This is a genomic window from Bacillus sp. B4EP4a, from assembly GCF_006680105.1.
GTDB classification, from domain to species: domain Bacteria; phylum Bacillota; class Bacilli; order Bacillales; family DSM-1321; genus Peribacillus; species Peribacillus simplex_E.
On the sequence record NZ_VHIK01000062.1, the window covers coordinates 1 to 11,854 of the forward strand.

The 11,854-nt window shown below is 38.1% G+C and carries 11 protein-coding genes; 3 read left to right on the top strand and 8 right to left on the bottom strand.

The window, feature by feature from the left end; all coding sequences use genetic code 11:
• Positions 1 to 113: 113 nt before the first annotated feature.
• A complete protein-coding gene (locus tag FNK51_RS24125; protein WP_141994968.1) occupies positions 114 to 980 on the top strand; it encodes a DUF4747 family protein in 867 nt (288 codons plus the stop codon).
• Positions 981 to 1,007: 27 nt separating this feature from the next.
• Positions 1,008 to 1,550 carry a hypothetical protein gene (locus FNK51_RS24130; RefSeq protein WP_141994969.1) on the top strand — a complete coding sequence of 181 codons (543 nt, stop codon included), beginning with the start codon at positions 1,008 to 1,010 and terminating at the stop codon, positions 1,548 to 1,550.
• 324 nt (positions 1,551 to 1,874) lie between these two features.
• Here FNK51_RS24130 and glnA read toward each other — a convergent pair whose 3' ends face one another.
• The 4 genes from glnA to hflX all read right to left on the bottom strand — a co-directional run bounded on the left by glnA (position 1,875) and on the right by hflX (position 6,382).
• On the bottom strand, positions 1,875 to 3,209 hold the full coding sequence (glnA, locus tag FNK51_RS24140; RefSeq protein ID WP_034313424.1) for a type I glutamate--ammonia ligase: 1,335 nt from the start codon (positions 3,207 to 3,209) through the stop codon (positions 1,875 to 1,877).
• 38 nt (positions 3,210 to 3,247) lie between these two features.
• On the bottom strand, positions 3,248 to 3,652 hold the full coding sequence (locus FNK51_RS24145; protein ID WP_076368569.1) for a MerR family transcriptional regulator: 405 nt from the start codon (positions 3,650 to 3,652) through the stop codon (positions 3,248 to 3,250).
• 195 nt (positions 3,653 to 3,847) lie between these two features.
• Positions 3,848 to 5,116, bottom strand: coding sequence for a methionine gamma-lyase family protein (locus FNK51_RS24150; protein WP_098372708.1), 1,269 nt, complete (start codon positions 5,114 to 5,116; stop codon positions 3,848 to 3,850).
• A gap of 12 nt (positions 5,117 to 5,128) precedes the next feature.
• On the bottom strand, positions 5,129 to 6,382 hold the full coding sequence (gene hflX, locus FNK51_RS24155; protein WP_141994970.1) for a GTPase HflX: 1,254 nt from the start codon (positions 6,380 to 6,382) through the stop codon (positions 5,129 to 5,131).
• A 168-nt stretch (positions 6,383 to 6,550) separates the two neighbouring features.
• Here hflX and FNK51_RS24160 point away from each other — a divergent pair, with 168 nt between their 5' ends.
• Positions 6,551 to 7,159 carry a trimeric intracellular cation channel family protein gene (locus tag FNK51_RS24160; protein ID WP_098372706.1) on the top strand — a complete coding sequence of 203 codons (609 nt, stop codon included), beginning with the start codon at positions 6,551 to 6,553 and terminating at the stop codon, positions 7,157 to 7,159.
• Between the two features lie 37 nt (positions 7,160 to 7,196).
• On the opposite strand, the gene spoVK is transcribed toward FNK51_RS24160, so the two are convergent.
• From spoVK to FNK51_RS24180, 4 genes are all read right to left on the bottom strand, one after another.
• Positions 7,197 to 8,153, bottom strand: a complete 957-nt coding sequence (spoVK, locus tag FNK51_RS24165; protein ID WP_063236403.1) for a stage V sporulation protein K — start codon at positions 8,151 to 8,153, stop codon at positions 7,197 to 7,199.
• Between the two features lie 388 nt (positions 8,154 to 8,541).
• Positions 8,542 to 8,775 (bottom strand): RNA chaperone Hfq, encoded by a 234-nt coding sequence (hfq, locus tag FNK51_RS24170; RefSeq protein ID WP_034313436.1) that lies wholly within the window; start codon positions 8,773 to 8,775, stop codon positions 8,542 to 8,544.
• A 3-nt stretch (positions 8,776 to 8,778) separates the two neighbouring features.
• A complete protein-coding gene (gene miaA / locus FNK51_RS24175) occupies positions 8,779 to 9,699 on the bottom strand; it encodes a tRNA (adenosine(37)-N6)-dimethylallyltransferase MiaA (RefSeq protein WP_483296140.1) in 921 nt (306 codons plus the stop codon).
• A 371-nt stretch (positions 9,700 to 10,070) separates the two neighbouring features.
• Positions 10,071 to 11,393, bottom strand: coding sequence for a sensor histidine kinase (locus FNK51_RS24180; protein ID WP_141994972.1), 1,323 nt, complete (start codon positions 11,391 to 11,393; stop codon positions 10,071 to 10,073).
• Positions 11,394 to 11,854 lie beyond the last annotated feature (461 nt).

Below are 11,854 nucleotides of genomic sequence, written 5' to 3' on the forward strand. Positions count from 1 at the left end.
ATTTTATATTCATAGTATATTATGGAAAGTAATAAGATGCAGTATTTATACACAGGTCTTTGATTCAAAAAAAAAAACTTAACAATTAATAAATGATTAAAGGAGAAGTTTAAATGAGAAATAGGAAGTTTTTTATTGCTAAAGTAAATATACATGGTAATATTTTTGAACAAAATTTACAGGAGTTAATTTCTGTGCATATTCCCCGTGTTCTTCTTGACCCGAAACCACTGAAAATAAACACCTGGAATTGGGCATTTACAGACGTGGAGCTAAAAGTTATCGAAAATAATAAAATAATATTTGGAAATGTTACAAAATCCAAGTTAAAAAAACAAAAATATAAGGATGGGGCAAGAACAATTGAAGAAATCTCAGACAAAGAACTTGCGGAAACTGCTTTTTTTGTTTACGATCCGGAAAGTGAATTATTAGTACACGAGTCTAATACTTCTATCTCTGCAAAAGAATTCAGGAATTTCTTTACAATTTTATTAGGTAAAGACCCCTATGTAGGTGAAGTAATTCTTAAACCTATTCCTATTCCGTATAAAATTAAAGAAGAATTAAAATCCTATGATAAAGTAACTCGTATTGCCTTTCATTTAATACACCCTAATCCTGGTAAATCTGAGTTTAATTTGTTTAACAAAATAATAAATGATGTTCAATTAAAAGAACTTGATATTGAAATGCAAAACAATGATGGAATACAAATATATAGCGAAGATCAAGGTTCTTCAGAGGGTCTAAATGAGATAATTGAAGAAGGAATTCTACTGGTTGAAAAAGGATATGGTGACATTGACTTAAGTGGCTATAATGAACAAACAGTGCAAGGAAAAAGGAAAATGAAGAAAATTAAAAAAAATAAAAAATTTCGATCGGCTCAGTCAGTTAAAGTTTTAACAACCAATGAAATCGATAAAAATGCGTTAATAATTAAAATCATTGATTTCATGAGAAATACTCTTTACTAAAAATCAAAATAATCGAGGGTGAAATAAATGGGCGATGAGAGCTCTAAAAAGTATACACTCACCTATGAGGATACAACCTTTTTTGGCTTATTAAAAATATTCGGTTTTAAAAGAGCTTTCTTAAATTGGTCAATGGCATTCTCTTTGCTTTTCATGTTTCTTATAAATCTAATTGTTTGTCTGAAAGGCATTCATTATTATTACTCTCTTGCTGAATTACTAGGTCCTACAATCTTAGGTTCATCAGCAACTGTATTTGGAATTGTTTTAGCCGCACTTGCAGTTACAATTAGCTTATTTCATCCTTCAATTTTACCTAGTATGCTTGAAGAAAAACTATTACATAGATATTTGTTTCCCTTTTGGAAAGCTGTAGCTTTGTGGGGAGTAAATATGGTTTTGAGTTTGTTTTTAATTATTCTTACTCAAATCGAATTAAAAGGTTTTTTCATTGTAGAATCTATTCTTTCTTTTAATTTACTTTTGTTTCTATATTCTACTTTTTATACAGTAAAAATATCTGGTTTAGTAGTTCAGTTAACTTTATATTGGGCTCAATTAAAAAAGTAATTATGTTAAAAAAGCCACTAAAATGTGGCCTTTTTTTTCCTAACTTACAGTTGTCTTGTAATAGCAATATTTAAATTTAATGCAAGTCTATAATAAGCCTTCCAACGAATTTTCGCATATGTCATTGCACTTATTGGTGGCTGAAATTTAAAACAATATACTTGATAATCCGTTAAATAATCACCTTCTTGACTCATATACCTTTCTTCAATTAAAAATCTCTCCATTTTTGTTATCGGGCAGTTGATAACTTCCTAAGATTTTATGAATGAATGCCCGAAATAGAAAAACCCCTGACACCAGAGGTGCCAAGGGTTTGAGATATTAATACATTGACATATATTGTTCGCGTTCCCATGGGTGAACTTGAGTTCTAAACATATCCCACTCGATTTCTTTTGCTTCGACGAAGTGTTCAAGTAAATGTTCACCTAATGCTTCTTTGATGACTTCATCGGATTTTAATGTTTCCAATGCAGCATATAAAGTAGCTGGTAGATCAACGATACCTACTTCTTCACGCTCTTCTTTATTCATTACATAGATATTGCGGTCAACTGGAGCTGGAGGAGTCAAGTCGTTCTTGATACCGTCAAGACCAGCTTTTAGCAGAACTGCAAGTGCCAAGTATGGGTTTGCTGCTGGATCGACACTACGTACCTCTACGCGAGTACTTACTCCGCGTGAAGCTGGGATACGGATTAGTGGGCTACGGTTTTTAGCGGACCATGCAACATAACAAGGAGCTTCGTAACCAGGAACTAGACGTTTGTATGAGTTAACAGTTGGGTTTGTTACCGCAGTGAAGCTTGGAGCATGCTTAATGATACCTGCGATAAATTGCTCAGCTGTTTTACTTAATTCCAATTTACCTTCTTTATCATAAAATGCGTTTTCGTTGCCTTTGAATAGAGAAACGTTACAGTGCATACCAGATCCGTTAACACCGAACAATGGTTTTGGCATGAATGTTGCGTGTAAACCATGTTTACGGGCAATCGTTTTAACAACCAATTTAAATGTTTGGATGTTATCACAAGCTGAAATTGCATCTGCATATTTAAAGTCAATTTCATGTTGTCCTGGAGCTACTTCATGGTGGGATGCTTCGATTTCAAATCCCATTTCTTCAAGCTCAAGAACGATATCACGACGGCAGTTTTCTCCTAGGTCAGTAGGTGCAAGGTCAAAGTATCCGCCTTTATCGTTCAATTCTAGAGTCGGCTCGCCTGCTGCATCCAGTTTGAATAGGAAGAATTCAGGTTCAGGTCCAAGATTGAAATCTGTGAAGCCCATTTCTCTTGCTTCTGCAAGTACACGTTTTAGGTTTGCACGTGGATCTCCATCAAAAGGTGTTCCATCCGTATTGTAAATATCACAGATTAAACGTGCAACTTTACCTTTTTCGGAAGTCCAAGGGAAGATAACCCATGTATTTAAATCAGGATATAGGTACATATCAGACTCTTCGATACGTACGAATCCTTCAATGGAAGATCCGTCAAACATCATTTTATTATCAAGTGCTTTTTCTAATTGACTGACTGGGATTTCAACGTTTTTAATTGTCCCTAAAATGTCAGTAAATTGTAAACGAATGTACTTAACATTTTCTTCTTTCGCTAAACGAGTGATGTCTTCACGTGTGAACTTTGCCAATTTCTATTCCCCCTAATAATCATTCATAAATCATATTTTTATTGGAAAAAACGGGACATATCCCCTTGTCGAAGAGAAGTTCGATGCTTGCTTCCTTGTAAAAGCTCGGCACGCAGAAGCTTGCGAAGCTCCTCGTCACTAAGGTCCTGTCTTATCTTTTCCGCTTGTTCTAATTCTTGAGTTTTAGGTAAATTCTGTTCCTTTACAGTGAAAATCTTTTTGATGCCGGCAAGATTGACTCCTTGTTCGATTAAGTCTTTAATCTCAAGCAGTCGATCGATATCGTTTAATGAAAAAACCCGACGATTTCCATCTGTTCTCATAGGAGTAATAAGTTGATGCTCTTCGTAATACCGAATTTGGCGTGCAGACAACTCAGTTAGCTGCATGACGATTCCGATGGAAAAAAGAGGCATCGAACGCCGAATGTTGTTGCCGCTCATTCTTAGCATCCTCCTTTTGTTTATCTAAAATTATCTTATATCATGTTATTAAACTTGTCAATATCATGTTACATTTTATGACGTGTTTTTTTCAGAAAAATTAAATGATTTATTACTACTCAAATATTATGACTATTGCTTTTACAGGAATCCAATTGTATTTGGATTCCCATAACATACCTAACTTAGTTTCATTTACAATTGAATCAGCTTTTTGTCCATTAGCGCATTCACAGCAGTCAATACAGCTACTTTAACATGGGCGTATGTCAATCCGCCTTGAACGTAGGCAACATATGGAGCCCTTGTCGGACCATCTGCCGTAAGTTCAATGCTGGCCCCCTGTATAAAGGTGCCCGCAGCCATGATTACATCGTCTTCATATCCTGGCATATAGGCAGGATATGGTGTCACATGTGAATTGATTGGTGATGCATATTGGATGGCCTGACAGAAGGCGACCATCTTATCCCGGTCATTGAATTGGACGGATTGAATCAAGTCAGTTCGCTTCGCATCCCATTTAGGAGATGTATTCATACCGAGTTTTTCTAAAAAGGCAGCTGTGAATATGGCTCCTTTAACAGCTTGGCCCACGACATGTGGAGCAAGGAAGAACCCTTGGTACATTTCCTGCAGACTATAAAGCGACGCACCTGCTTCAGCCCCTATTCCTGGTGATGTTAACCGATAGGAACAAGCTTCAACCAAGTCCTTTTTACCAACAATGTATCCTCCGGTCTTCACTATCCCGCCACCGGGGTTTTTAATGAGTGAACCTGCCATTAAATCCGCTCCGACGTGACATGGTTCTTGTGTCTCAACAAACTCTCCATAACAGTTGTCCACGAACACGACGATTTCAGGGTTAATGTCTTTTACAAAAGAAATCATTTCCCTTATTTCATCAATCGTAAAGGAAGGACGTGTAGCATACCCTTTTGACCGTTGTATACCGATCATCTTCGTATTTGGTTGGATGGCTTGTTTGACGGCTTCGAAATCAACGGTTCCAGTTTCCTCTAACGGAACGGCCTTATAGCTGATCTGAAAATCACGCAAAGATCCGATACCCGAACCCCGGATGCCCACAATTTCTTCCAAAGTGTCATACGGCTTTCCAGTTATGTATAACAATTCATCCCCTGGGCGCAATATGCCGAAAAGAGCGGTGGAGATGGCGTGTGTGCCTGAAATAATTTGGGGGCGCACCAATCCAGCTTCCGCTCCAAATACATCTGCATATATCAATTCCAGCGTATCGCGGCCAATATCGTCGTATCCATACCCTGTAGTCGGGATGAAATGGGAATCACTCACTCTATGTGCTTGATAACTTTGTAATACGCGGAATTGATTTTCTTCAATTCGTTCGTCCACTTGCTTATGTAACGGAGAAATCATTGCTTCCACTTCCTGGGCAATGCTTTTCAACACTTCTCCATTAGTTAACTGATGATACATCAAAATTCCCCTTTATAATGAATATTTCTCCAGCTGCCCGGTTATTGGATGATCAGCTAGACAAAAACCTTTGCATTCATACTTTTCCGATTCTTCATTAAAGGAGAGCGTGCGCAATATGGTTTCATTTTTCAGCTGTGATAATAATTTACCCTCACTCGACGGCAGGAAAACATGATACGGGACCATTTCTTCAATCACGTACTTTTCAATTTCTTCCATGATTTGATTCAGGTCCGATTGTTCATAGGCACTGATCATTAATGAAGCACGACTTGCTGACCTGACAAAATCAGTGTGAATCTTATCTTTCTTATTATACAACGTTAGCTGTGGAATGGAAGGGACATCTAAGTCATTTAGCAAATCCTGCACCGTTTTCTGATGATTAAAGTAATCTGTACTTGAGGAATCGACCACATGAAGCAACAGATCCGCTTCTTTCACTTCTTCCAGGGTAGAACGGAATGCGGCAATTAAAGATGTCGGCAAATCTTGTATGAATCCAACCGTATCCGTCAGCAGCACAGTAAATCCGCTAGGAAGAATCGCCTTTCGTGTCATGGGATCCAATGTAGCGAACAATTGGTTCTCCTCGTATGAATCCGCCTCTGTCAAACGGTTGAACAGCGTTGATTTACCTGCATTCGTATATCCCACAAGTGCTATTTGAAATGTCTTATTACGTTTCCTTCTATCACGATAGCGTTCACGATGCTTCACTATCCCACTTAATTGTTGCTTGATTTCATCTATTTTCCCACGGATGTGGCGTCGGTCGCTTTCCAGCTTCGTCTCCCCTGGTCCCCTGGTGCCGATTCCGCCTCCTAGCCTGGACATCGCCGTCCCCTGTCCGACCAAACGCGGCAATAAATATTGGAGCTGGGCAAGTTCAACTTGCAACTTCCCTTCTCTGGATCTCGCCCGCTGAGCAAAGATATCCAATATTAGCTGTGTCCGGTCAATGATCCTTGCCTCCAATTGTTTCGAAAGGTTCCGAATCTGGCTCGGGGATAGTTCATCATTAAAGATAAATAAATCCGGCTCCAGCTCCTCTTCCAGATTCCGAAGTTCCTCCACTTTTCCTTTTCCTATATATGTAGCCGGATCGACACTTTCCCTTTTCTGGGAGATGGTCATTAAAACCTCACCATTCGCCGTCTTCGCCAAAGAAGCCAGTTCATCGAGTGAATATTCGAAACGTTCATTAGCCTCAGTTGTTTGACACCCAATCAACACGGCCGTTTCCTTTTTTGCTTCTTCCAAATCACATGCACCACCTTCTGGTAGATTTCAGTTAATCATAACAAAAAAATTGAATATATAAAAATTTCCTCAAAACGAAGCTTTTAACCGTTTTAAAAATTCCGATAACATGCTAAAATCATATTTGGCCTTACCATCAAAATCGAAAAGACATAGAGGGACATTCATATGACATGGGAAGTATTAAGCTTCATAGGTACGATTGCATTCGCTATTAGCGGAACCATCATCGCCATGGAAGAAGAGTATGATATTTTAGGAGTTTATATTTTAGGAATCATAACCGCCTTTGGCGGAGGGGCAATCCGTAATCTGTTGATCGGTGTCCCCGTTTCAGCGTTATGGGATCAAAGTTTCTATTTTGTCATCGCTTTAGTATCCATCACCATCGTTTTTGTTTTTCCCACAAACCTTTCAAAGCACTGGGACAGATGGGGAAACCTCACTGATGCCATTGGCCTTTCAGCCTTTGCCATCCAAGGGGCGATGTATGCTGTGGAACTTAATCATCCAATAAGCGCCATCATTGTATCAGCTGCATTAACCGGATGCGGCGGCGGGATACTCCGTGACGTGCTAGCTGGAAGAAAGCCATTGGTCTTCAGAAAAGAAATCTACGTAGTATGGGCCATCATTGCAGGCTTGGCTTTAGGCAGTGGTTTATTATCCCAGTCATGGCAGCTTTATTCGCTCTTTGCCGTCATCACGATATTGCGAGTCCTTTCTTACACCAATAATTGGCATCTTCCTAATAAGAAATGGGTGCCTAAAACATAAATTTGAAAAGCCCGCCATCTTGGCGGGCTTTTCCATGTCATTCTTTCTCATCATCCTCGAAAATCAAATCTTGGCTGGTAAGCGTCAGTAAATCGGATTTTTCAAATGAATCTTCCAGTAAAAGCCGCATTGCCTGCGCCCTAATAGACTTTTCAAGTACATTGCGGATATAACGTCCGTTGGAAAATGAAATAGGTCCCCGAAATGAACGCAATATGATTAAATGTTCTTTTAATTTCCTTTCGGCATCCCGATTCATTAGATACTCCTTTTCCTGCAGCATCAGATCGGCTATTTCCATTAACTGTTCAATCGTATAATCCGGAAAATCAATAACAAGCGGGAACCTGGAATGAAGGCCAGGATTAAGGCTGAGGAAATAATCCATTTCCCTCGAATATCCAGCAAGGATCAAAATGAATTCGTGCTGCCGATCCTCCATATGCTTGACAAGGGTATCTATGGCTTCTTTTCCAAAATCTTTTTCGCCGCCTCTTCCCAAGGAATAGGCTTCATCAATAAATAGAATCCCGCCAATGGCCTTTTTAATTAAATCCCTTGTTTTTTGGGCAGTATGACCAATGTATTCCCCGACCAAATCTGCCCTCTCCGCCTCAATTAAATGCCCTTTCGAAAGTACATTCATTTTTTGAAACAACTTACCGATTAAACGTGCAACCGTTGTTTTCCCTGTTCCGGGATTTCCTTTAAACATCATATGCAGTGCTTGCCTGCCAGTTTTCAGCCCCTTTGCCTCACGTTGTTTATTGATGTAAATCCAGGCATATATCTCTTTTATCATCCGTTTCATTTCTTCCATTCCGACCAGCGATTTCAGTTCATCTTCAATCTCTTTCAATGCCACATGCTGGTGGGGGATTTCCTGCACCAAAATTTCTTTTATCGGCAGATCCTTTTGTAGCGCTTTTCTGTTTTCCGCATTAAACACAATATTGATTTGCCCGTTATTTTTCATACGGATCGGTTGTTCCAATGCATTCACCTCTCCATCTTGGACCCTAACTCAAACACCACAATTTTCGATTTATGATGGTCATAGGCATATGCTGCATAGCCAAAACTAACCCATCGGAAAATTCGTTTATTTCTTTTCGAGATTAAGCCCCATCCCTGCCTGGTAAGCGACTTATTCTGACAGGATTTTTTCATTGGAGGATTTGTTTCGACAAACTCCATTCCCGTTCACCAATTTATTAGGGATAATGTCATTTCCTGCGGTTTCCCGGAAAATAATCCGTTCCTTAATATATATTCAAATCAGGTACGTAAAATTATCGATTCTTTGAAAAAGAACAGAGAAGTGCATGCAAAAAAAACAGGTCGCTATAAGCTAAACCTGTTTTTCACATTCATATATATGATTATTCCTTCACTTCGTAATCAATCTGAACATTACGTTGTGGAGCAAATGTAGAGATCGCATGTTTATAGACTAATTGTTGTTTACCCTCTGATTCAAATAAAACGGTAAAATTATCGAACCCTTTCACTTGTCCTCTAATCTGGAAACCGTTTAATAAAAATACCGTCACATACGTACCATCTTTACGTAATTGATTAAGAAACTGATCTTGAATATTTACTGATTGTTTCATGTATTAGTCCTCCTCTTTTCTCTCTAAATTTATGTATTCGCCTTCACTGAAAAGCTTTCCTGCTATAAATCCAGATATTTCATGTATTTTTTTTGGAAAACCCTCGAGATCGGTCATATCAAACCAAATTACATCCATTTTATTCCGAAACCAGGTCAATTGCCTTTTTGCATATCGTCGGGAGTTTTGCTTTAATGTCTCAACTGCTTCATCCAATGAAGCCCTACCATCAAAAAAATCATAGATTTCTTTATAGCCTATAGCCTGGATTGATTGGCAATCCCTCAAACCTTTTTCATAAAATGACTCTACCTCTTGAATCAGCCCTTCTTCCACCATGCCATCAACACGTTGATCGATGCGTTGATATAACTTTTCACGTTCCATTGTCAATCCAATGATGCACGTATCATATTTCAATTCTGTAGGCTGTTCATTCAGCTGCTCACTCATTGTTTTACCAGTACAATGAAAAATCTCTAGTGCCCTGATCACCCTTCTTACATTATTAGGATGAATTCGATTCGCGCTTTCCGGGTCAACGCTGCGTAATTGTTCAAAAATGGGATCAATCCCCAAATCCCTAACCTGTTTTTCGAGTCCCTCCCTAAAAACAGGGTCGGATGGTGCCTCCGAAAATTGATAATCATAAATGACCGATTGTATGTATAATCCTGTTCCTCCGACGATAATGGGAAGTTTTCCTCTGCTGTGGATCTCCTCGATACAAGCATTAGCCCGCTCCTGGAACTCTGCCGCACTAAAAGGTTCATCAGGGTCTTTAATATCAAGTAAATAATGAGGAATTCCCTCTGTTTCTTCCTTCTTGATTTTTGCAGTCCCAATATCCATCCCTTTATAAACCTGCATGGAGTCTCCGCTAATAATTTCACCATTAAATAACTTTGCCATCTCAATGCTCATCTTTGTCTTCCCAACAGCAGTCGGTCCAATGATAACGAGAAGTTTTCCTTTTTGTTGTTTCACAATCTCACTGCCTTAAATGATTTTTTTCCTATCTTATCATAATCTCGATGAAAGCAGCTAAACATCTACCCAGTATGTCCAATTCAGGTACTTTTATTCAACTTTTCACCGTAATAATCGTCATCTTTATATCGCTTAGATTGTCAGAGTGTAAAATTGCCAAAAATACATTTGAAGCTCACAGCTCCATTGCTCCTTCCCCTGGCAGAAGGGAATATGATCCAGTTAATAGAATCGAAAAAAGGTATGATTCCTTCTGCATTTGAGGAACCATACCTTTATATTTTTTGTCTTTCCTTTAGATCAATTTAGCCAATTTTTCCATTAACGGGTATGATCATCGAAACGGTCGTTTCTTTTTCAGTGGATTGTACATGAATCTCTCCATCATATCTGTTCACTAAGTCTTTAACGATGAACAATCCTTGTCCGCGAACTTTGCCCTTTTGTGCCTTTTTGGTTGAAAACCCGCTGGCGAATATATTCTCGAGATCTAATTCCGAAATCATTGGTCCAGTGTTCGTTACCATAAAGGTATACTTTTCATCATCAGCTTTGCAGGCAATATTCATTCGTCGTTCTTGCTCTGGCAATTCAATTGTTGCCTCAATAGCATTGTCAATAACATTTGATAATAATTTAATCAAATCGATTGTTTTAATTCGATTGAAGGATTCGGGTGAAACATCAACCTCAATATCGATGTTATAATTCTGGGCCGAGAGCCTTTTTGTCTCTAACAGAACAGATAAGCCCGGGTGAGTCACATCCAATTTCAGCGATTCAATTGTATGCACTTCTTTTGAAAGACCGGTTAAGTATTCGAGTGCTTTTGCGTTTTCCTCTAATTTAAGCAGTCCATGTATTACCTGAATATGATTGGAAAAATCATGCCTTAATGAGCGGACTGAAGCAATGAGAGATTGAAATTCCGATTGATACGTATCTTCCGTATCCCCCACTTCACGTGTCAGTTCCTTTTGATACCATTTTTGAATGACAAAAAAGGTAACCAGCAGCATGATAACAAATCCACCATTATAAACTAGAATGGCAATGCTGCTTTTCAATACCTTGCCGTTAATGGCATTAATATCTTCTGCGCTCACATCAATGCCCAAAAAACCAATTATGTCGCCATTTTGATTTTTCATCGGCACTCCCACAGTCAAATACTCACCATACTCCGGATCTTCTAGAATCCCGGTAATGAAGCTTTTTCCTTCATACCCCTGTTTGACCTGCTCCGGCGGAACAGTACATGCACCACCGATAGGAAAATCCCCTTTATGATCTTTAGAAAACCCAGTAATCATAGCCTTAGAGACTTCCGGATTATCAATCATGATCGTATAAACATATAATGCTCCTATTTTTTCACGGGCATCCTCTAAGTAAGCTTTTATATCCCTATAATCCCGGCTCTTTACTTGGTTATTAAGAAATCGCTGATAGGCCTCTATATCCATCGAATCGGCAATAGATCTAGCAGCTACCAAGTTTTGATTAGCAACGGATTTTTGCACAGAATTTTTAATGCTTAAATATGTTGAAAACATATTTAGAAGAATGAAAACAATCAATAAAAGAATGGTCAAATAAAGAAGTGCCCTTAACTTTTTATTTTTCATAGGATTAAACTTACCTCATCTCTAGCAGCTAAAAGTTAACGAACCTATTCTGAGTTTACTATATAAAGGGACAAAGAAATAGAGAAAAATCTAATAATCTCTATAATTCCAGGCATATAATACTATAATAAATCAAGTAATTAACAGATTACCCACTAACTTTCGATCATATAACTTTTTCATATTTTATCTGTAATGAACAAACTAATAATTTTTTCTAATAAATCATTTAATTCCCAATAATTAATTATATTAATATAATTTTATGTAAGAAAAAGGGGGGATTGATGATGTTTGGTTTGGTACTTTCTCTTTCAAATAAATAATTTTACCCTTTATATGAAAATATTACAAGAATCTAGAGGTTTTATCTGTAAAATTACACCATAATTCACACTTTTTATATTAATTTGCGTGGTATAGTGAATCACTCCCCTTTCAATAGTACATATTAACTAATT

Excerpts from the sequence above, each read along its gene's own strand:
- FNK51_RS24125 (WP_141994968.1), top strand. The coding sequence starts at position 114 with ATGAGAAATAGGAAGTTTTTTATTGCTAAAGTAAATATACATGGTAAT.
- FNK51_RS24130 (WP_141994969.1), top strand. The coding sequence starts at position 1,008 with ATGGGCGATGAGAGCTCTAAAAAGTATACACTCACCTATGAGGATACA.
- FNK51_RS24145 (WP_076368569.1), bottom strand. The coding sequence starts at position 3,652 with ATGAGCGGCAACAACATTCGGCGTTCGATGCCTCTTTTTTCCATCGGA.
- FNK51_RS24150 (WP_098372708.1), bottom strand. The coding sequence starts at position 5,116 with ATGTATCATCAGTTAACTAATGGAGAAGTGTTGAAAAGCATTGCCCAG.
- FNK51_RS24160 (WP_098372706.1), top strand. The coding sequence starts at position 6,551 with ATGACATGGGAAGTATTAAGCTTCATAGGTACGATTGCATTCGCTATT.
- hfq (WP_034313436.1), bottom strand. The coding sequence starts at position 8,775 with ATGAAACAATCAGTAAATATTCAAGATCAGTTTCTTAATCAATTACGT.
- miaA (WP_483296140.1), bottom strand. The coding sequence starts at position 9,699 with ATGAGCATTGAGATGGCAAAGTTATTTAATGGTGAAATTATTAGCGGA.
- FNK51_RS24180 (WP_141994972.1), bottom strand. The coding sequence starts at position 11,393 with ATGAAAAATAAAAAGTTAAGGGCACTTCTTTATTTGACCATTCTTTTA.